17 protein-coding genes are annotated in these 19,730 nt (G+C 64.3%); 8 read left to right on the forward strand and 9 right to left on the reverse strand.

Going from position 1 to position 19,730, the window contains the following annotated elements:
- Positions 1-91: 91 nt before the first annotated feature.
- On the reverse strand, positions 92-1,462 hold the full coding sequence (radA, locus tag CAG44_RS12335) for a DNA repair protein RadA (protein ID WP_003251626.1): 1,371 nt from the start codon (positions 1,460-1,462) through the stop codon (positions 92-94).
- 177 nt (positions 1,463-1,639) lie between these two features.
- Here radA and mscL point away from each other — a divergent pair, with 177 nt between their 5' ends.
- The gene (mscL, locus tag CAG44_RS12340; protein ID WP_013974214.1) at positions 1,640-2,059 is read left to right on the forward strand and encodes a large-conductance mechanosensitive channel protein MscL; all 420 of its coding nucleotides are present in this window, start codon (positions 1,640-1,642) and stop codon (positions 2,057-2,059) included.
- A 134-nt stretch (positions 2,060-2,193) separates the two neighbouring features.
- Here mscL and CAG44_RS12345 read toward each other — a convergent pair whose 3' ends face one another.
- Entirely contained in the window at positions 2,194-2,970 is a 777-nt protein-coding gene (locus CAG44_RS12345) for a ferredoxin--NADP reductase (protein ID WP_046616355.1), read from the reverse strand.
- A 212-nt stretch (positions 2,971-3,182) separates the two neighbouring features.
- Here CAG44_RS12345 and CAG44_RS12350 point away from each other — a divergent pair, with 212 nt between their 5' ends.
- Positions 3,183-3,890: an autoinducer binding domain-containing protein gene (locus CAG44_RS12350; RefSeq protein ID WP_085692223.1), complete on the forward strand. Its 708-nt coding sequence runs from the start codon at positions 3,183-3,185 to the stop codon at positions 3,888-3,890.
- A 96-nt stretch (positions 3,891-3,986) separates the two neighbouring features.
- Entirely contained in the window at positions 3,987-5,111 is a 1,125-nt protein-coding gene (locus CAG44_RS12355) for a methyltransferase (protein WP_085593008.1), read from the forward strand.
- Between the two features lie 117 nt (positions 5,112-5,228).
- Here CAG44_RS12355 and CAG44_RS12360 read toward each other — a convergent pair whose 3' ends face one another.
- From CAG44_RS12360 to CAG44_RS12370, 3 genes are read right to left on the reverse strand one after another with little or no spacing between them, the layout of a single operon-like run.
- The gene (locus CAG44_RS12360) at positions 5,229-5,384 is read right to left on the reverse strand and encodes a DUF2474 domain-containing protein (RefSeq protein WP_008094148.1); all 156 of its coding nucleotides are present in this window, start codon (positions 5,382-5,384) and stop codon (positions 5,229-5,231) included.
- Positions 5,385-5,393: 9 nt separating this feature from the next.
- Positions 5,394-6,401 (reverse strand): cytochrome d ubiquinol oxidase subunit II, encoded by a 1,008-nt coding sequence (gene cydB, locus CAG44_RS12365; protein ID WP_085692224.1) that lies wholly within the window; start codon positions 6,399-6,401, stop codon positions 5,394-5,396.
- 3 nt (positions 6,402-6,404) lie between these two features.
- Positions 6,405-7,841, reverse strand: coding sequence for a cytochrome ubiquinol oxidase subunit I (locus tag CAG44_RS12370; protein ID WP_085692225.1), 1,437 nt, complete (start codon positions 7,839-7,841; stop codon positions 6,405-6,407).
- 344 nt (positions 7,842-8,185) lie between these two features.
- Here CAG44_RS12370 and CAG44_RS12375 point away from each other — a divergent pair, with 344 nt between their 5' ends.
- The 3 genes from CAG44_RS12375 to trmA all read left to right on the forward strand — a co-directional run bounded on the left by CAG44_RS12375 (position 8,186) and on the right by trmA (position 12,065).
- Entirely contained in the window at positions 8,186-9,406 is a 1,221-nt protein-coding gene (locus tag CAG44_RS12375) for an MFS transporter (protein WP_085692226.1), read from the forward strand.
- A 281-nt stretch (positions 9,407-9,687) separates the two neighbouring features.
- Positions 9,688-10,983 carry an NCS2 family permease gene (locus CAG44_RS12380; RefSeq protein WP_015271803.1) on the forward strand — a complete coding sequence of 432 codons (1,296 nt, stop codon included), beginning with the start codon at positions 9,688-9,690 and terminating at the stop codon, positions 10,981-10,983.
- Positions 10,980-12,065 carry a tRNA (uridine(54)-C5)-methyltransferase TrmA gene (gene trmA / locus CAG44_RS12385; RefSeq protein ID WP_085692227.1) on the forward strand — a complete coding sequence of 362 codons (1,086 nt, stop codon included), beginning with the start codon at positions 10,980-10,982 and terminating at the stop codon, positions 12,063-12,065. Before CAG44_RS12380 ends, trmA begins: the two co-directional genes overlap by 4 nt.
- Positions 12,066-12,205: 140 nt before the next feature.
- On the opposite strand, the gene pcaG is transcribed toward trmA, so the two are convergent.
- Positions 12,206-12,811, reverse strand: a complete 606-nt coding sequence (gene pcaG / locus CAG44_RS12390; RefSeq protein WP_015271805.1) for a protocatechuate 3,4-dioxygenase subunit alpha — start codon at positions 12,809-12,811, stop codon at positions 12,206-12,208.
- Positions 12,812-12,821: 10 nt separating this feature from the next.
- Complete coding sequence (pcaH, locus tag CAG44_RS12395) at positions 12,822-13,541, reverse strand: protocatechuate 3,4-dioxygenase subunit beta (protein WP_003251597.1); 720 nt, start codon at positions 13,539-13,541, stop codon at positions 12,822-12,824.
- 225 nt (positions 13,542-13,766) lie between these two features.
- Between pcaH and CAG44_RS12400 the strand changes: the two genes are divergently transcribed.
- Together CAG44_RS12400 and CAG44_RS12405 are read left to right on the forward strand one after the other, a co-directional pair.
- Entirely contained in the window at positions 13,767-14,654 is an 888-nt protein-coding gene (locus CAG44_RS12400) for a neutral zinc metallopeptidase (RefSeq protein WP_025340648.1), read from the forward strand.
- A 288-nt stretch (positions 14,655-14,942) separates the two neighbouring features.
- Entirely contained in the window at positions 14,943-16,862 is a 1,920-nt protein-coding gene (locus CAG44_RS12405) for a methyl-accepting chemotaxis protein (RefSeq protein WP_085692228.1), read from the forward strand.
- Positions 16,863-16,995: 133 nt separating this feature from the next.
- Here the strand turns inward: CAG44_RS12405 and ggt are convergent, their stop codons facing one another.
- Together ggt and CAG44_RS12415 are read right to left on the reverse strand one after the other, a co-directional pair.
- Complete coding sequence (ggt, locus tag CAG44_RS12410) at positions 16,996-18,663, reverse strand: gamma-glutamyltransferase (protein WP_085692229.1); 1,668 nt, start codon at positions 18,661-18,663, stop codon at positions 16,996-16,998.
- Positions 18,664-18,780: 117 nt separating this feature from the next.
- Entirely contained in the window at positions 18,781-19,677 is an 897-nt protein-coding gene (locus CAG44_RS12415) for a LysR family transcriptional regulator (RefSeq protein WP_085692230.1), read from the reverse strand.
- Positions 19,678-19,730 lie beyond the last annotated feature (53 nt).

Raw genomic sequence — 19,730 nt, forward strand, 5'->3', positions numbered from 1 at the left:
CCCGCTCCCACAGGGACTGCACAAGCTTCGGAGACCGAGGTGATCCTGTGGGAGCGGGGGTGCCCGCGAAGAGGCCGGTACAGGCCACGAATTATTCGAACAGCGCATCCAGGGCCTGCTCCAGCCGGGTAACGGCAATCACCTGCAACCCTGCCGGAGCCTCTTTCGGCGCATTGCCCTTGGGCACGATGGCCCGCTTGAAACCATGCTTGGCGGCTTCCTTCAAACGCTCCTGACCACTGGGCACCGGCCGCACCTCGCCCGACAGGCCGATCTCGCCAAACACCAGCAGGCCATGGGCCAGGGGCCGGTTGCGCAGGCTGGACATCACCGCCGCCAGCAGCGCCAGGTCCGAGGCGGTTTCCAGCACCTTCACCCCGCCCACCACGTTGAGGAACACATCCTGGTCATGGGTGGGAATACCGCCGTGGCGGTGCAGCACTGCCAGCAACATGGCCAGGCGGTTCTGGTCCAGGCCCAGGGTCACCCGGCGCGGGTTGGCCAGGTGGCTGTCGTCGACCAGCGCCTGCACCTCCACCAGCATCGGCCGGGTGCCCTCCCAGGTCGCCATCACCACGCTGCCCGGTACTTCCTCCTGGGTGCGGTTGAGGAAGATCGCCGAGGGGTTGGATACCTCCTTCAGGCCACGGTCGGTCATGCCGAACACACCCAACTCGTTGACCGCGCCAAAGCGGTTCTTCACCGCCCGCAGCAGGCGCAGGCGGCCATCGGACTCGCCCTCGAAATACAGCACGGTGTCGACCATGTGCTCGAGTACCCGCGGGCCGGCCAGCGAGCCTTCCTTGGTCACGTGGCCGACCAGGAAGATCGCCGTGCCGCTCTGCTTGGCGTAGCGCACCAGCAACGCCGTGCTTTCGCGCACCTGGGCCACGCCGCCGGGAGCCGATTGCAGCTGCTCGGTGAAAATGGTCTGGATCGAGTCGATCACCATGACCCGCGGTTTCTCGACGCGGGCCGTGGCGATGATGGTCTCGATGCAGGTTTCGGTCATCACCTTGAGCTGGTCCTGGGGCAGGCCCAGGCGCCGGGAGCGCATGGCCACCTGCTGCTGCGACTCCTCGCCGGTGACATACAGCGCCGGCATGCCCACGGCAATGTTGCACAAGGTCTGCAGCAGGATGGTCGACTTGCCGATGCCGGGGTCACCACCGATCAACACCACCGAGCCATCCACCAGGCCACCGCCCAGCACGCGGTCCAGCTCGGTGCTGCTGGTGGTGAAGCGCGGGATTTCCTCGACGCTGACTTCGGCCAGGGTCTTGATCTGCGCCTGCTGCCCGGTCCAGCCGGCACGGCCGCTACTGGGTGCAGCTGCGCCGCCGCTTTCGATCATGGTCTCGACCAGCGTGTTCCAGGCCCCGCATTCGCCACACTGGCCGGCCCATTTGGGGAAGGTCGCACCGCACTCGGTGCAGCCATACAAGCGCTTGGCCTTGGCCATGGCTGGGGTCTCCTGGAAAAAAACCGCCATGATAGCCGAGCCGGACGTGCCTCGAACGCCTCGGGATGCGACAAAACTATTCGTTCTAACAGCAGTCTGTGGCCCTGAACACAACGCATGAAGCGTTTGAGTGGCTTACACTGCGTAAACCTTACCTTTTGTTACAAGGAACCAAACATGGGCATGATCAGTGAATTCAAGGCCTTCGCGGTCAAAGGCAATGTCGTCGACATGGCGGTTGGTATCATCATCGGCGCGGCCTTCGGCAAGATCGTCTCGTCTTTCGTCGGTGACGTGGTCATGCCGCCACTGGGCCTGTTGATCGGTGGCGTGGACTTCAGCGACCTGGCAATTACCCTGAAGGCTGCCGAAGGTGACGTTCCGGCGGTGGTGCTGGCGTATGGCAAGTTCATCCAGACCGTGATCGACTTCGTGATCGTGGCCTTTGCCATCTTCATGGGGGTGAAGGCGATCAACCAGCTCAAGCGTGAAGAGGCCGTGGCGCCGACTGCACCGCCTGTGCCGACTGCAGAAGAGACCTTGCTGACCGAGATCCGCGACTTGCTCAAGGCGCAGAATCAGAACCGCTTGCCTTGAGATTGCCGGGGCTGCCTTGCAGCCCTATCGCGACACAAGGCCGCTCCTACAAGGTTTTTGCATCTCCCAGGAAATCGCGGTTCCTGTAGGAGCGGCCTTGTGTCGCGATGGGCCGCAAAGCGGCCCCAACGGCCTTACCAGTAGTTCTCCACAGCCACCTGCCCCGGCCGCTTGCTCAGGCTCAATTGCAGGTCGCGCGCCTTCAGTACCTTGCGAGTTTCATCAATCATCTCTGGGTTGCCACACAGCATCACCCGCGAATGTTCCGGCGACAGTTCCAGCCCCGCCGCCTTCTCCAGCTCGCCATTCTCGATCAGCGTGGTAATACGCTGGTTCAACGCCCCCGGGTGCTGTTCACGGGTCACCACCGGAATGAACTGCAACTTGCCAGCGAATTCGGCCAGGTAATCGCGCTGCTCCAGCCCGGCGATTTCATCCACATAAGCCAGCTCTTTCGCTTCGCGCACCGAATACACCAGCTTGATGTTGTCGAAACGCTCCCAAGCCTCGAAGTCCTGCAGGATCGACATGAACGGCGCAATGCCAGTACCGGTCGCCAGCAACCACAGGTCGCGGCCACCGACGAAGCGGTCGAGGGTGAGGAAGCCGAAGGCCTGGCGGTCGATCAACAGGGTATCGCCTGCCCCCAACCGGCTCAGCTCGCTGGTGAATTCCCCACCTGGCACCACGATGGAGAAGAAGTCGAGGTGCTCGTCATGGGGCGCGCTGACCATGGAATAGGCGCGCCACACCACGCTGCCATCGGCCTTGGTCACGCCAAGGCGGGCAAACTGGCCGGAACGGAAGCGGAACCCCGCATCGCGCGTAACCCGCAGGCTGAAGAGGTTCGGCGTAAGTGGCTGAACATCGAGCAGGGTCTGGCGGGTGAACTTTTCGGCGCTAGCGGTCATATCGGGCTCCAAGTTTGGCGTGCGCACAGTGTCGCGCAAAGTGGCGCGGATAAAAACCACTGCTTTGTAGGGCCTCATCTGCGGCGATCCTGCCGAAGTCGCATCGGATCCTGACCGCTATAACAAAAAAATCTCAGCACATTGGTAGGTCTTTTCCTACAATCATCCGGGCATCCAAACGGACTGGACCTGAGGCACAAGGAGTATTTCAGATGCGCCACTGGAAACCCGAGTATCTTCGTGCGTTCGCCGACGAACGCTGCCCACAGAAGTTGTTCGGCATGGCCGTGCATATGGCGCAGGATCTGGGCATGGAGTACCTGGGGCTGAACATTCGCATCCAGATCGCTACGCAAACACCCCACCTGTTCATGTACAGCAATTACCCCCATGAATGGATCGAGCGCTACCAGCGCGATGACCTCTACAAGCAGGATTCAGCCGCCAATGCGAGCCACGGCTCGACCATGCCGGTGCTGTGGACCGATGATCTGTATCGCGAGGCTCCGCAATTTCGTAAAGCTGCCTGCCAGAGCGGTTTGCGCCATGGCTGGACGCAGTCATTGCACGACCAGCAGCACAACGAAAGCCAGATAAGCGTGGCCAGGTCCACCAAGCCCATCAGTATTGTCGAACTCTACAGAAAGGCCGGCAGTGTGCAGTGGCTGAGTCACACACTGCATGAGGTGATCAGCGCACATCACCTCACTGCACTATGCCCGCCGCAGCCGAAAATGAGCGAGCGGGAGCTGGAAGTGCTGAAATGGTCGGCCGCCGGCAAGACCGCCGCCGACGTTGCCTGCATCCTGTCACTGTCCCAAAGCACGGTAAACTTCCATATCCGCAGTGCCATCACCAAGACCAACGCCGCCAACAAGGCCGCCGCCATCGCCATCGCCGTCATGCGTGGCTGGATCTGACCTTCAAACCTGCGACCTTGGGCAAAGCCCTGTAGAATCGCCCGGCAAAGCCCGGGGCGAACCGCAACGGGCAGTTTCGTACCCGAGCCAGACGCCATGCCCCTGTTGACCACCCCCTACGCCGAACTCGACCTGATCCGCCAGCCGGAACAGGCCAACGACCCGCTGCAGGCTTTCGATGCCGCCGACGAGTACCTGCTTGCGCAACTGCACGAACAGGCCCCCGAGGCCAACTGCCGGGTTCTGGTGCTCAATGACAGCTTCGGCGCCCTGGCCGCCAGCCTGGCGGGCAAGCTGCAGGTGGTCAGCAGTGGCGATTCACACCTGGCGCACCTGGCCCTGGAAAAGAACCTGGCACGCAATGGCCTGCCGTTCGACAGCGTGCCATTCGTGCCGGCCAGCGAACGCTGGCAAGGCCCGTTCGACCGGGTACTGGTGCGCGTGCCCAAGACCCTGGCCCTGCTCGAAGAACAACTGATCCGCCTGCAAGGTCACCTGGCGCCCGGTGCGCAGGTGATTGCAGGGGCGATGATCAAGCACCTGCCACGGGCGGCCGGTGACCTGATGGAGAAGTACATCGGCCCGGTGCAGGCCTCGCTGGCGCAGAAAAAGGCCCGCTTGCTGACCGCGACGGTGGCCGAACGGCCGGTCGCCCGCTCGCCCTACCCTAGCCGCTACCGCCTCGACGCGCCGGCGCTGGAGCTGCTCAACCACGCCAACGTATTCTGCCGAGAGGGGCTGGATATCGGCACGCGGGCGTTCCTGCCGCACCTGCCCCGCGAACTGGGCCGCGCGCGGGTGGCGGACCTGGGCTGCGGCAACGGCGTGCTGGCGATCGCCAGCGCCCTGGCCAACCCGGATGCCCAATACACCCTGGTCGACGAGTCGTACATGGCGGTGCAGTCGGCGCGGGAGAACTGGCAGGCCGCGCTGGGCGAGCGCCCGGCGGTGTTCGAGGCAGCCGATGGGTTGGCGGGGGTAGAGAAGCAGTCGCTGGACGTGGTGCTGTGCAATCCGCCGTTCCACCAGCAGCAGGTGGTGGGCGATTTCCTCGCCTGGCGCATGTTCCAACAGGCGCGTGAAGCGTTGGTGGTGGGTGGGGCGCTGTATATCGTGGGTAACCGGCACCTGGGCTATCACAGCAAGCTGGCGCGGTTGTTCCGGGGGGTGGAGCAGGTGGCGGCTACGCCCAAGTTCGTTATCCTGAAAGCCCGCAAGTAAGCCTGTACCGGCCCTATCGCCGGCAAGCCAGCTCCCACAGGTACTGCACTGCATTCAAGGGCAGTGACTTACCTGTGGGAGCTGGCTTACCGGCGATAGGGCCAGAGCAGGCTTACCTCAATGGGTGGTCAGCCCCGCAGCCCCCATGAACAGCCGCATCACGTAGGCCGCCACGCCCAGGGCCGCCACGCTCATCGCCCAGATCAGCAGCAGCCAGCCCAGACGCTGCCACAGGGGTTTCTTCTCGTCCAAGCCATGCTTGCCGGTCATCATGCAGCCCTCCTAGTGATAGCCGTCTTCATGGGTCACCTTGCCGCGGAACACGTAGTAGCTCCAGAAGGTATACATGAGGATGAACGGCAGGATGAACAATGTGCCCACCAGCATGAAGCCCTGGCTCTGCGGTGGTGCCGCGGCATCCCAGATCGAGATCGACGGCGGGATGATGTTCGGCCACAGGCTGATGCCCAGGCCGCTGTAACCGAGGAAGATCAGCACCAACGTCAGCAGGAACGGCGTGTAGTGCGCATTGCGCGCCACCGCCTTGAGCAACCCGTAGAAGGTTACCAGCACCAGGATCGGCACCGGCATGAACCAGACCAGGTTAGGCATGCTGAACCAGCGCGCGGCGATCTGCGGGTAGGCGATCGGTGTCCACAGGCTGACGATGCCGATCACTACCAGCAGCACCAGCGCCAGCGGCCGGGCGATGTCGTGCATCTTCTGCTGCAGCGACCCTTCGGTCTTCATGATCAGCCAGGTGCAGCCCAGCAGGGTGTAGGCAACGATCAGCCCCAGGCCGCAGAACAGGCTGAACGGGGTCAGCCAGTCAAGGGTGCCACCGGCGAAATGCCGGTCGACCACCTTGAAGCCTTCGAGGAAGGCACCCAGCGCCACGCCCTGGAAGAAAGTGGCGATCAACGAGCCCCAGATGAACGCCTTGTCCCAGATGTGGCGCTTGTCGGCCTTGGCCTTGAAGCGGAACTCGAAGGCCACGCCGCGGAAGATCAGGCCGATCAGCATCAGGATCAATGGCAGGTACAGGGCCTCCAGCACTACCGCGTAAGCCATCGGGAACGCCCCGAACAGCCCGGCACCGCCCAGCACCAGCCAGGTCTCGTTACCGTCCCACACGGGGGCGACGGTGTTCATCATCACATCGCGGTCATGCTCGCCCTTGACGAACGGGAAGAGCATGCCGATCCCCAGGTCGAAACCATCCATCACCACGTACATCATGACGCCGAAGATGATGATCACGGCCCAGATCAGCGGAAGGTCGATACCCATGGCTCAGTTCCCCTTGCTCAGGCTGGCGGAGTTGGCCTCTCGGCCATCATCGGCGGCGGACAGCGGCCGCGCCGGCGTGCGTTTGGTGCCAGGGCCACCTGGGTTGTGCTCGTCACCCTCACCGGTCTGCGGCCCTTTGCGCACCAGGCGCATCATGTAGCCAAGGCCGGTGCCGAACAGGGCGAAGTACACCACCACGAAGGCCACCAGGGTAAAGCCGAGCTGGGCGTAACTGTGGTTGGACACACCGTCTGCCGTGCGCATCAGGCCATACACCACCCAGGGCTGGCGGCCGATTTCGGTGGTGAACCAGCCGGCCAGCAGCGCGATCAGCCCGGAAGGGCCCATCCACAGGGCCAGGTACAGGAACGGCCGCGAGGTGTAGAGCGTGCCACGCTTGCGCAGCCAGAGGCTCCACAGGCCGACGAAGATCATCAGGAACCCCAGCCCGACCATGATCCGGAACGACCAGAAGACGATGGTCGAGTTGGGCCGGTCTTCGGGCGGGAACTCCTTCATCGCCGGCACCTGCTTGTCCAGGCTGTGGGTCAGGATCAGGCTGCCGAGCGCCGGGATCTCGAGCTTGAAGTGGGTGGTTTCGGCCTGCATGTCGGGAATGCCGAACAAGATCAGCGGGGTCGGCTCGCCGGGCACGTTCTCCCAGTGGCCTTCGATCGCGGCGATTTTCACCGGCTGGTGCTTGAGCGTGTTGAGGCCATGGAAGTCACCGATCACCGCCTGGATCGGGGCGACGATCAGCGCCATCCACATGGCCATCGACAGCATCTTGCGCACCGCCGGGTTGTCACGCCCGCGCAGCAGGTGCCAGGCCGCCGAGGCACCGACGAAAAACGCGGTGGCAACGAACGCGGCAGTGGCCATGTGCATCAGGCGGTAGGGGAACGAGGGGTTGAATACCACCGCCAGCCAGTCCACCGGCACCACCCGGCCATCGATGATCTCGTGGCCTTGCGGGGTCTGCATCCAACTGTTGGAGGCGAGGATCCAGAAGGTCGAGACCAGGGTGCCGAGCGCAACCATCACCGTGGAGAAGAAGTGCAGGCCACGGCCGACGCGGTTCCAGCCAAACAGCATGACCCCCAGGAAGCCAGCCTCGAGGAAGAACGCGGTCAGCACCTCGTAGGTGAGCAGCGGGCCGGTAATGGCGCCGGCGAAGTCGGAGAAGCGGCTCCAGTTGGTACCGAACTGGTAGGCCATGACCAGGCCGGAAACCACCCCCATGCCGAAGTTGACGGCGAAGATTTTCGACCAGAAGTGATAAAGGTCACGGTAGACCTGGTTGTTGGTCCGCAGCCAGAGTCCTTCGAGGACTGCCAGGTAGCTCGCCAGGCCAATGGTGATGGCCGGGAACAGGATATGGAACGACACGGTAAAGGCAAACTGCATTCGGGCGAGCTCTAAGGCCTCTATTCCGAACATGGTGCTTCCTCTTCAGATAATCCGGCGTCCGGGCCGCTGGCCCCGTCGCCCACTGCCCCCACGGTAGTCGAGTGCGGCGCGTTGGAATTGTTCTGTTCGATCGCAGGGATTTCGGCCCGAGGGCCCGATCGTTACATCTGGAACGATTGACCCAGATCAACGATTGCTAGGAAGCATAGTCCTGAATGGCCCGCCGGGCCGTGTGGTTGATTGCCGCGTGACCGGTTGCCCCACCCCCTTTCATGACACGTGAAAAAGTGCCGACTCCGGCAAACAGTAACCGTTTGTTACAAACAGATGATACGCTGCGAACCCCTCTACTGCGCCGAGGCCCCTGGTTTCCGATGTCCGATTCCGCACCGCAGTTCTTGCGTCACCACCGCCCGTTCCTGGCCTTCTGGCTGGCCCGCGTGTTCACCGCCAGCGGCTTCCAGATGCTCACCGTGGCCATTGGCTGGCACCTCTACCAATTGACCGGCAATGTGCTGGACCTGGGCCTGGTCGGCCTGGTCGAGTTCGCCCCGCGGGTGCTGTTCATGCTGCACACCGGGCATGTTGCCGACCGCTATGACCGGCGCAAGGTCGCTGCGCTGTGCCAGAGCCTGCAGGGGCTGATAGCCCTGGCACTGGCGCTGGGCAGTGCCACCGACAACGTCACCCGCGAGCTGATCTTCGCCCTCGCCTTCCTGCTCGGTGCCACGCGTTCGTTCGAAATGCCGGCGACCCAGGCGCTGCTGCCCAACGTGGTACCGGCCGGGCTGTTCCCACGTGCGGTGGCGGCTTCGGCCTCGGCCACCCAGTCGGCAACCATTGTGGCGCCGGCGGTGGGCGGCTTCCTGTATGCCTTCGGCAGCATCTGGGTATACGGCCCCACCGTGGCCCTGTACGCCATCGCCTGCGTGCTGACCCTGAGCCTGCAGGCACGCGGCCAGGTGGCCCAGCGCGGGCGCGCCAGCATCGAATCGCTGCTGGCCGGCATCCGCTTCATTCGCAGCCGGCCGGACATCCTCGGCGCCATCTCGCTGGACCTGTTCGCCGTACTGCTGGGCGGGGCCACCGCGCTGCTGCCGGTGTTCGCCAAGGACATCCTGCTGACCGGCCCGCTGGGCCTCGGCCTGCTGCGCTCGGCGCCAGCGGTGGGGGCATTGCTGATGTCGCTGTGGCTGGCGCGCTTCCCGTTCGAGCGCAACGTGGGGCGGACCATGTTCACGGCAGTGGGCGTGTTCGGCGTGGCGACCATCGCCTTCGGCCTGTCGACCTCGTTCTGGTTCTCGCTGGCAGTGCTGGTGGTGCTGGGTGCGGCGGACATGATCAGCATGGTCATCCGCGGCGCCTTCGTGCAGCTGGAGACGCCGGATGAAATGCGCGGGCGGGTGAGCGCGGTGAACGGCTTGTTCATTGGTGCTTCGAACCAGCTCGGCGAGTTCGAATCGGGGGTGACCGCGCACTGGTTTGGCACAGTGCCGGCGGTGGTGCTGGGTGGGGTGGGCACTTTGGTGGTGACCGGGGTGTGGATAAAGCTGTTCCCGACACTGGCCAAGCGGGACCGGTTGCATAACGGTTGATCGCTCGCCTGTGCCGGCCCTTTCGCGGGCTTGCCCGCTCCCACAGGGACACCACAGGGCCTGAGGGCGGCGCGGTCCTTGTGGGAGCGGGCAAGCCCGCGAAAGGGCCGGTACAGGCTATAGAGAACCCATTCCCCAACGGCCATAGGCCCCCGCCAAGCATGCTGGTATGATGCGCGGCTTTTTTCCGCCCCACACAAAACCACGGCAACCGGTACGGTCTGTGCTTTGCTGATGGGGTCGATACATTCATGGCGCCGGGGGCGCCTTGGGGAGCGGGCATGCTGGAAAGGCTGTTTCAACTAAAAGCACACAACACCAATGTGCGCACCGAGATTCTCGCGGGCGTCACCACCTTCCTGGCCATGGCCTACATCCTGTTCGTCAACCCGAGCATCCTCGGCGAGACCGGCATGGACAAGGGCGCGATCTTCGTCGCCACCTGCCTGGCCGCAGCCATCGGCTCGGTGACCATGGGCCTGATCGCCAACTACCCGATCGCCCTGGCGCCGGGCATGGGCCTGAACGCGTTCTTCACCTACACCGTGGTCCTGCACATGGGCCACACCTGGCAGGTGGCACTGGGTGCGGTGTTCCTGTCGGCGGTGATGTTCTTCCTGCTGTCGATCTTCCGCATCCGCGAATGGATCGTGAACAGCATCCCGCTGCCGCTGCGTTCGGCCATTGCCGCGGGTATCGGCCTGTTCCTGGCATTGATCGCCCTGCATAACGCAGGCATCGTCGTCGATAACCCAGCCACCCTGGTGGGCCTGGGCGACCTCAAGCAGCCGGCACCGATCCTCGCCACCCTGGGCTTCTTCCTGATCGTCGGCCTCGAGTCGCTGAAAGTGCGCGGCGCCGTGCTGATCGGCATTCTCGCCGTAACCATCGCCTCGATCCTGATGGGCGTGACGCCCTTCGGCGGCGTGGTCTCGATGCCGCCATCGCTGGCCCCGACCTTCCTGCAGCTGGACATCGCCGGCGCGCTGGACGTGGGCCTGGTCAGCGTGATCTTCGCCTTCCTGTTCGTCGACCTGTTCGACAACTCCGGCACCCTGATCGGCGTGGCCAAGCGCGCCGGGCTGATGGGCAAGGACGGCCACATGCCGAAGATGGGCCGTGCCCTGATCGCCGACAGTACCGCAGCCATGGCCGGCTCCCTGCTGGGCACCTCGACCACCACCAGCTACATCGAATCCGCCGCCGGCGTGAGCGCCGGTGGCCGCACCGGCCTGACCGCCATCGTGGTCGCCGTGCTGTTCCTGCTGGCGCTATTCTTCGCCCCGCTGGCCGGTAGCGTGCCGGCCTTCGCCACCGCCCCGGCGCTGCTGTTCGTCGCGGTGCTGATGGCCTCGGGCCTGGCAGAAATAAACTGGGACGACGTCACCGAAGCCGCACCGGTGGTAGTGACCGCCCTGGCCATGCCGCTGACCTACTCGATCGCCAACGGCATCGCCTTCGGCTTCATTTCCTGGACCGCCGTCAAGCTGATCTCCGGCCGCCACCGCGACCTGAACCCGGCCCTGGTGATCCTTTCCATCCTGTTCGTCATCAAGCTGGGCTGGTTCAACGCATGAGTGCTGCTTTCGACCCCTCCTCCTACACCACCCAGCTGGACGCCAAGGTGGCCCGGCTGCGCGAGCTGCTGGCGCCGTTCGGCGCGCCGGAGCCGGCTGTTTTCGACTCGCCGCGCGAGCATTACCGCCTGCGCGCCGAATTCCGCCTGTGGCGCGAGGATGGCCAGCGCCACTACGCCATGTTCGCCCCGGGCGAGAAGCACAAGGCGATCCTGATCGACGACTTCCCCATCGCCAGCCAGCGCATCAATGCACTGATGCCGCGCCTGAAGGCGGCCTGGCAGGCCAGCGAGGAACTGGGCAACCGCCTGTTCCAGGTGGAGTTCCTCACCACCCTGGCCGGCGATGCCATGGTCACCCTGTGCTACCACCGCCCGTTGGACGAGGCCTGGGAAACGGCCGCACGGCAGCTGGCCGAAGAGCTGGGCGTGAGCATCATCGGCCGCTCCAAGGGCAAGCGCCTGGTCATCGGCCGTGACTACGCGGTGGAAAAACTCGACGTCGCTGGCCGTGTGTTCAGCTACCGCCAGCCGGAAGGCGCGTTCACCCAGCCCAACGGCGCGGTGAACCAGAAGATGCTGAGCTGGGCCTTCGAGGCCATCGGCGAGCGCGATGACGACCTGCTGGAGCTGTACTGCGGCAACGGCAACTTCACCCTGCCGCTGGCCACCCGCGTGCGCCAGGTGCTGGCCACGGAAATCAGCAAGACCTCGGTCAATGCCGCGCTGAGCAACCTCGACGAGAACGCTGTGGATAACGTGCGGCTGGTGCGCCTGTCGGCAGAAGAGCTGACCCAGGCGCTGAATGAGGTGCGGCCGTTCCGCCGTCTGGAAGGCATCGACCTGAAGAGCTACGCGTTCGGTACGGTGTTCGTCGACCCGCCACGGGCGGGGATGGACCCGGATACCTGCGAGCTGACCCGGCGTTTCGAGCGGATCCTGTACATCTCGTGCAACCCGGAAACGCTGGCGGCGAACATTGCCCAGTTGCAGGACACCCACCGCATCGAGCGGTGTGCGTTATTTGACCAGTTCCCGTATACCCACCATATGGAGAGTGGGGTTTTGCTGGTTCGGCGCTGACCTTCAGATCGCCGGGGCTGCTTTGCAGCCCATCGCCGGCAAGCCAGCTCCCACAGGTGCTGCACAGGCCTTGAGGGCCGCGCGGTCGGTGTGGGAGCTGGCTTGCCGGCGATGGGCCGCAAAGCGGCCCCAGGCTTCACTCAGAAGTCGAAGAACACCGTCTCCCCTTCCCCCTGAATACGGATATCGAAGCGATACGCCGTCTTCCCGTCCACCTCGCAACGCTTGGCCACCAGGGTCTCGCGCCGCTGCGGCTGCTCGATCAGGTTGAGCACCGGGCACTTGGCATTGGCCTCGGCCTCGTCATCGAAATACAGCCGCGTGTGCAGGTGGATGTTGATCCCCCGGGCAAACAGGCTGATGTTGATGTGCGGCGCCATCGGCACGCCCGCAGCGTTGTTCACCACACCCGGCTTGACCGTGTGCAGGGTCCACTCACCGGCATCGAAGGTGGTGGCGGTGCGGCCAAAGCTGTTGAAGGCGTTTTCCAGGTTGTAGGCATCCTGGTACTCGCCGTTGGCATCGGCTTGCCACACTTCCAGGAACGAATCGCGCACCAGGTGGCCGTTACCGTCATACACCTGGCCGATCAGCAGGATGTGCTCGCCCGGCGCGTCCGGCTTGGCCAGGCGGTTCCAGATTTCCTGGTCGCGGGTCGGGTTGCCGGCCGCTTCCAGGGCCAGGCCGATGTGCACGTAGGGGCCGGCGGTCTGCGAAGGGGTTTCCGGCAGCAGTTCGATTGGCATGGCGGGGTCCTCAGCAGTTTTCGAAGTGGGTCTTGCGCTGGCCGCGCAGCACGATGTCGAAGCGGTAGGCCAGGCAGTCCATCGGGTTGGCGTTGCTCATGTCGAGCTTGGCGATCAACTGCTGCACGGCTTGCGGGTTGGCGATCGACTTGACGATCGGGCACATCGGGATCAGCGGGTCACCCTCGAAGTACAGCTGGGTGATCAGCTTGGTGGCGATCGACGGGCCGCTGATGGCGAAGTGGATGTGCGCCGGGCGCCAGTCGTTCGGGCCGTTGCGCCATGGGTACGGGCCCGGCTTGATGGTGCGGAAGCTGTAGTAGCCATCACGGTCGGTCAGGCAACGGCCGACGCCACCGAAGTTCGGGTCCAGCGGCGCCAGGTAGCGGTCGTTCTTGTGACGGTAGCGGCCGCCGGCATTGGCCTGCCACATTTCCACCAGGGTATTTGGCACAGGCTTGCCGTACTGGTCGACGACACGGCCGGCGACGATGATGCGCTCGCCGATCGGCAAGCCGCCGTTGTTGAAGTTCAGCAGCAGGTCATGGTCATGGGCGCCGAAGCCCAGGTGGGAAAAGTCCGGGCCGGTGGTTTCGCTGATCGACTGCGGGATGCTGACCAGCGCCTGGCGCGGCGAGCGGGCAATGGACGTCTTGTAGTCAGGCGTAAGGGCTTTCGGGTGCCAGTTGCGATCACGGATCACGAAGCGGCTGTTGTCCTGGGCGGGCATGCCGGTTTCCTCTCTTGGAATTATGGAAATGCGCGGGGGGGCTTTGAAACCCTGTCGCGGGCAAGCCCGCTCCCACATGCAGTTTCAGGCAGGTAGGGTGCAATGAATATTGAAATCAGCCACATCAAACATAACCATTTGGTTATGCATAAGCACCTTGGCCTGACACTCGCCGCCGTCGTGGACTAATCTTTGTCTTCTTGTTTCACGCTCCGGAGAGCATTCATGGATTGGCGAAAAGGCCGACGCAGCGACAATGTGGTCGATGCCCGAGGCGAAGGTGGTGGCGGCGGCATGCGTTTCGGCGGCGGCAAGGGGCTGGGGCTTGGTGCGGTGCTGCTGATTGTCGGCATCGGCTGGCTCACCGGCCAGGACCCGTTGCAGATTCTTGGCCAGCTCGCCGGCCAGATGGAGCAGCAACAACAGCAGGCGCCCAGCAGCGCGGGCGGCAAGGCCCCACCGGCCAACGACCAGCAGGCCGAGTTCGTCGCCTCGATCCTGGGCGATACCGAAGACACCTGGAAAGCCCTGTTCGCCGAGGGCGGCAAGCAGTACCGCGACCCCAAGCTGGTGCTGTTCAGCGGCCAGGTCAATTCGGCCTGTGGCTTTGCCTCGGCGGCGGTGGGGCCGTTCTACTGCCCGGCAGACCAGCGGGTCTACCTGGACATGTCGTTCTTCCGCGAAATGGAAACCCGCTTCGCCGCAGCCGGCGACTTTGCCCAGGCCTACGTGATCGCCCACGAAATCGGCCATCACGTACAGACCCTGCTGGGCGTGTCGGCCAAGGTCGATGCCGCGCGCCGCAGTGGCCAGCGCATGGAAGGCGACAATGGCCTGCTGGTGCGCCAGGAACTGCAGGCCGACTGCCTGGCTGGTGTATGGGCCTACCAGGCGCAGAAGCGCCTGAACTGGCTGGAACCGGGCGACGTCGAAGAGGCGCTGAACGCGGCCAATGCCATTGGCGATGACCGCCTGCAGCAGCAAGGCCGCGGGCGCGTGGTACCAGACTCGTTCACCCACGGCACCTCGGCGCAGCGGGTGCGCTGGTTCAAGGCCGGGTTTGCCGAGGGCGAAGTGAACCGCTGCGATACCTTCAGCGCGCGCAACCTCTGAGGCTTCATGGGGCCGCTTTGCGGCCCTTCGCGGCGGTTCGGCGCCCCGACACGCCCGCTCCCACAGGTAAATCGCTGCCCTTGAAGTTGGCGCTATCCCTGTGGGAGCGGGCATGCCCGCGAAGGGCTGCAGAGCAGCCCCAATCAAGCCAGTTACAATTCTGCTGAAAAAGCGTTTCAGCTTCCTCCATCACTGCCGATAACCCCTGCACGAATCAGCGGGCATCCAGAACAACAACGCCTGGCGATCGAAGATCAAGCGAGCGAAAACAACTTCTGGAGAGCGTGCATGAACAGCTGGTTCGCCAACATCAGCGTCAACCTCAAACTCGGCCTGGGCTTCGGCCTGGTACTGATCCTCACCGGCCTGCTGGCCCTGACCGGCTGGACCAGCCTGGGCAGCCTGATCGACCGCAGCAACTGGATGGGCGATATCGGCCAGCTCAACAAGGACCTGACCGACCTGCGCATTGCCCGCCTGCAGTACATGATCGCCAACGGCGACGATGCCGCCGCCGCCAACACCCAGACCAAGCTGGACGCCTTCAGCAAGCAGCAGGCCTACCTGGCCAGCACCTTCAAGAGCCCGGAAAACATCAAGCTGCTGGGTGAACTGGGCGAGACCATCAGCGCCTACAAGGTGTCGCTGAACAAGATGCGCCAGGGCTACGACGCCACCCGCACCGCGCGCACGGCCATGGACGGCTCGGCCAGCCGTGCCGACCAGGCCATGGACGCCCTCAGCCAGGAAGTCATGGCGCGCCCCGAAGCCGACAGCGTGCGCCTGGCCCAGTACCAGTTGATCAGCAAGGCCCGCCAGCAACTGTTGCAGGTGCGCATCGACGTACGCGGCTACATTGCCGAAAACAGCGCCGCCAACGAGCAGGCCGCCCTGCGCCAGCTGGACGCCGCCCTGGCCGAAATCGACAACCTCAAGCGCCAGCTGCCGGCCGAAGACACACGCCTGCAACAGTTCGAAGGCTCGGTGCTGGCCTACCGTGACGCCGTGCGCCAGTTCCGCGATGCGGTCGCCAACATCACCACTGCGCGCGCCGAAATGACCGTGCAGGGTGCCGACATCGTCAAGCGCAGCGACGCGCTGTACCAGATCCAGCTGCAGCGCCGCGACATCGAGAGCAGCCAGGCTCGCAGCTTGCAGGCCATCGCCACGCTGCTGGCGCTGCTGGTCGGCGTGCTGGCGGCAGTGCTGATCACCCGGCAGATCACCCGCCCGCTGCGCGACACCATGGTGGCAGTGGAAAAGATCGCCAGCGGCGACCTCAGCCAGCATCTGCGCGTCACCCGCCGCGACGAACTGGGCGTGCTGCAACAAGGCATCGCCCGCATGGGCACCACCTTGCGCGAGCTGATCAGCGGCATCCGCGACGGCGTCACTCAGATCGCCAGCGCTGCCGAGGAACTGTCGGCGGTGACCGAGCAGACCAGCGCCGGCGCCAACAGCCAGAAGGTCGAGACCGACCAGGTGGCCACCGCCATGCACGAAATGGCCGCTACCGTTCAGGAAGTGGCGCGCAATGCCGAACAGGCCTCGCATGCCGCCACCGGTGCCGATGACGAAGCCCGTGCCGGCGACCGCGTGGTGGGCGAAGCAATTGGTCAGATCGAGCGCCTGGCCGAGGACATGCACCGCTCCACCGAAGCCATGAACCTGCTGCAGCAGGAAAGCCAGAAGATCGGCAGCGTGATGGACGTGATCAAGTCGGTGGCCGAACAGACCAACCTGCTGGCGCTGAACGCAGCGATCGAGGCGGCGCGTGCCGGCGAGGCCGGGCGTGGTTTTGCCGTGGTCGCCGATGAAGTGCGCGGCCTGGCCCAGCGCACACAGAAATCCACCGAAGAGATCGAAGAACTGATCGCCAGCCTGCAGCATGGGACCCAGCAAGTGGCTACGGCCATGCACGGCAGCCGCACCCTGACCGACAGCAGCGTCGAGCTGGCGCGCAAGGCCGGGGCTTCGCTGGAGAGCATCACCAGCACCGTGTCGAGCATCCAGTCGATGAACCAGCAGATTGCCGCGGCGGCGGAGCAGCAGAGTGCGGTGGCGGAGGAGATCAGCCGCAGCATCCTGAATGTGCGCGATGTGTCGGAGCAGACGGCGGCTGCCAGTGACGAGACGGCGGCGTCCAGCGTGGAGTTGGCGCGGTTGGGTGGGCAGTTGCAGACGTTGGTCAGCCAGTTCCGCGTCTGACCTGAAGACCCTGGGGCCGCTTTGCGGCCCATCGCCGGCAAGCCAGGCTCCCACAGGGATAGCACAGGCCTCGGGGCTGCGCCGTACCTGTGGGAGCTGGCTTGCCGGCGATAGGGCCGGCACTGACGACCGCTTACTTGATGACCATCCCTACCCCACGCCCACGCGGATCCGAAGCGGTCTCCAGCTTCGTCCCATCAACCCGGATCGCCTGGATATCCCCCATCTCCCAGCCCTGGTCCTCCAGCACATAGCCCATCTTCTTCAGTTCATCAGCCACCGGCCCGGTAAGCGGTGCATAGCTGTCGAAGTAGATGGTGTCCTTGGGCAGCAACTGATGGTGCACGCGCTGCGCCGCCACCGCCTTGTCCAGCGGCATGTCGTAGTCGTACAGGTTGTTCATCACCTGGAAGATCGAGGTGAAGATCCGCGACCCACCCGGGGTACCGATGACCAGCTCGACCTTGCCATCACGGGTCATCAGGCTGGGGCTCATGGACGACAGCATGCGCTTGCCCGGGGCGATGGCATTGGCATCGCCACCAACCACACCAAAGGCGTTCGCCGCCCCCGGCTTGGCGCTGAAATCGTCCATCTCGTCGTTGAGCAGGAAGCCGGCGCCTTTCACCACCACACCACTGCCGTAATCGAGGTTGAGGGTGTAGGTGTTGCTGACCGCATTGCCCTGCTTGTCGACGATCGAGAAGTGCGTGGTCTGGTGCGGTTCCAGGCCCGGCTTGACCTTGTCGGTGTCGGAAATGGCCTTCGGGTTGACCTGCGCGGCGCGCTTGGCCAGGTAGTCCTTGGCCACCAGCTGATCCACCGGCACTTTGGTGAAGGCCGGGTCGCCAAGGTAGTCGGCGCGGTCGGCGAACACGCGCTTCTCGATCTCGGCCAACAGGTGTATGTACTGCGCCGAGTTGTGCGCCACACCCTTGAAGTCCGCCGCGCGGTTTTCCTTGATGCCCAGCAGCTGGGCCAGGGCGACGCCACCGGAGCTTGGCGGTGGCGCGGTATACACCACGTTGCCACGCCAGCTCACGGCCATCGGCTCACGCCATACGGCCTTGTAGTCCTTGAGGTCCTGTTTGGTGATCAGGCCCTTGTCGGCCTGCATCTGCGCCACCAGCAGGTCGGCGGTCTTGCCCTGGTAGAACTCGCTCACACCCTTGTCGGCGATGCGTTCCAAGGTCTGGGCCATTTCCGGTTGCTTGAACAGCTCGCCGACCTTCATGTTGCCGAAGTAGTCGTTGAAATTGGTCGCGGTCTTGAACATGCCCTGGGCATCGTTACGGTACTGGTACTGCTTTGCGGCCACCTTAAAGCCGTTTTTCGCATAGCCGATGGCCGGGGTCAGCAGCTCGCTCCAGGGCAGCTTGCCGAACTTCTGGTGCGCCTCCCACAACCCCATCACCGTGCCCGGTACGCCAGCAGCGCGTGCCCCGACCAGGCTCAGGTTCTCGATGACCTCACCCTTTTCGTCCAGGTACATGTTGCGCGTGGCGGCCTGGGGCGCGACTTCGCGGTAGTCGAGGAAGTAGGGTTTGCCGTCGACGAACAGGGTCATGAACCCGCCACCGCCGATGTTGCCAGCCTCGGGATAAGTCACCGCCAGGGTGAAAGCCGTGGCCACTGCCGCATCCACCGCGTTGCCGCCTTTCTTGAGGATGTCGGCGGCCACCTGTGCACCATATTGATCGGGCGCGGCCACTGCGCCGCCCTCAAGATTGGCGGCATGGACCGAGGAACAGCTCAGGATCGCGGCTGCGAGAGCCAGGTACTGGAACGGAGCAATACGCATGACACTTCCTTGGTGTTGTTTTTGTTGAGCAGTCAGTAAGGCCGAAGCGCTTCGACTGTGCAATCAACCGCAGGAAGTTTCGCCGCCCGTGGACAGGACCTGTCGCGTTCAGGCAACTCAGCTGGCGTACATCGCCAACTTGCGCTGGATGAAATCGAGGAAGCACTGGATACGCAGCGCCAGCTGGGTGTTGCGGTAGTACACCGCATGGATCGGCTGACGGTAGCCGTTGCTGGCTTCGCTCAGCAGCACTTGCAGGCGCCCGGTGCGGATGTCCTCGTGGGTCATGAAGTGCGACAGGCTGACGATGCCCTCGCCGGCCAGCGCCAGTTGGCGCAGGGTCTCGCCGCTGGAGGCGATCAGCGCCGGGCGGATGCTCCAGCGGTCACCCTGGGCATGGCGCAGTGGCCAGTGGTTGAGCGATTCGGGCTGGCTGAAGCCAAGCAGGCAGTGGTTGGCCAGGTCCTCGACCCGCTGCGGCGTGCCGTGCTGCTCGAGGTAGGCCGGGCTGGCCAGCACCTGTACCGGGCTGCAACCCAGGCTGCGTGCGTGCAGGCTGGAGTCGGCCAGTTCACCGATGCGGATCGCCACATCGGTGCTTTGCTCCAGCAGGTCGATGATCAGGTCGTCGGTATTGAGTTCCAGTTCGATGCCAGGGTATTGGCGGCGGAACTCGCCGATCCACGGCAGGATGGCATGCAGCATGAACGGCGCGGCGGCGTTGATGCGCAGGCGCCCGGTGGGGGTCTGGCGGTTCATCGACAGGCGCTCTTCCATCTCGTCCATCTGCTCCAGGATCAACCGCGCGCGTTCGAGGAAGAAGCGGCCCTCCTCGGTCAGGTCCATGCGCCGAGTGGTGCGGTTGACCAGCGTGGTACCCAGCTTGCCCTCAAGGCGCGACAGGGTACGGCTGACGGCGGACGGAGTCTGGCCCATCTGCTCGGCAGCAGCGGAAATCGAGCCGCAGTCGATGACGGTGACGAATACCTGGAGTTCTTCGGATCGGGTTTTCACATCTGCGCCTGTGGTTGGTCTCTGCAGGGATTAGATAGCCGCTTGTCGAGGCC

This window comes from Pseudomonas sp. B13(2017) (genome assembly GCF_002113245.1).
GTDB lineage: Bacteria > Pseudomonadota > Gammaproteobacteria > Pseudomonadales > Pseudomonadaceae > Aquipseudomonas > Aquipseudomonas putida_Z.

Bases quoted from the DNA above. Each gene is read 5' to 3' on its own strand.
- radA (WP_003251626.1), bottom strand. From the start codon at position 1,462: ATGGCCAAGGCCAAGCGCTTGTATGGCTGCACCGAGTGCGGTGCGACC.
- mscL (WP_013974214.1), top strand. From the start codon at position 1,640: ATGGGCATGATCAGTGAATTCAAGGCCTTCGCGGTCAAAGGCAATGTC.
- CAG44_RS12345 (WP_046616355.1), bottom strand. From the start codon at position 2,970: ATGACCGCTAGCGCCGAAAAGTTCACCCGCCAGACCCTGCTCGATGTT.
- CAG44_RS12350 (WP_085692223.1), top strand. From the start codon at position 3,183: ATGCGCCACTGGAAACCCGAGTATCTTCGTGCGTTCGCCGACGAACGC.
- CAG44_RS12355 (WP_085593008.1), top strand. From the start codon at position 3,987: ATGCCCCTGTTGACCACCCCCTACGCCGAACTCGACCTGATCCGCCAG.
- CAG44_RS12360 (WP_008094148.1), bottom strand. From the start codon at position 5,384: ATGATGACCGGCAAGCATGGCTTGGACGAGAAGAAACCCCTGTGGCAG.
- cydB (WP_085692224.1), bottom strand. From the start codon at position 6,401: ATGGGTATCGACCTTCCGCTGATCTGGGCCGTGATCATCATCTTCGGC.
- CAG44_RS12370 (WP_085692225.1), bottom strand. From the start codon at position 7,841: ATGTTCGGAATAGAGGCCTTAGAGCTCGCCCGAATGCAGTTTGCCTTT.
- CAG44_RS12375 (WP_085692226.1), top strand. From the start codon at position 8,186: ATGTCCGATTCCGCACCGCAGTTCTTGCGTCACCACCGCCCGTTCCTG.
- CAG44_RS12380 (WP_015271803.1), top strand. From the start codon at position 9,688: ATGCTGGAAAGGCTGTTTCAACTAAAAGCACACAACACCAATGTGCGC.
- trmA (WP_085692227.1), top strand. From the start codon at position 10,980: ATGAGTGCTGCTTTCGACCCCTCCTCCTACACCACCCAGCTGGACGCC.
- pcaG (WP_015271805.1), bottom strand. From the start codon at position 12,811: ATGCCAATCGAACTGCTGCCGGAAACCCCTTCGCAGACCGCCGGCCCC.
- pcaH (WP_003251597.1), bottom strand. From the start codon at position 13,541: ATGCCCGCCCAGGACAACAGCCGCTTCGTGATCCGTGATCGCAACTGG.
- CAG44_RS12400 (WP_025340648.1), top strand. From the start codon at position 13,767: ATGGATTGGCGAAAAGGCCGACGCAGCGACAATGTGGTCGATGCCCGA.
- CAG44_RS12405 (WP_085692228.1), top strand. From the start codon at position 14,943: ATGAACAGCTGGTTCGCCAACATCAGCGTCAACCTCAAACTCGGCCTG.
- ggt (WP_085692229.1), bottom strand. From the start codon at position 18,663: ATGCGTATTGCTCCGTTCCAGTACCTGGCTCTCGCAGCCGCGATCCTG.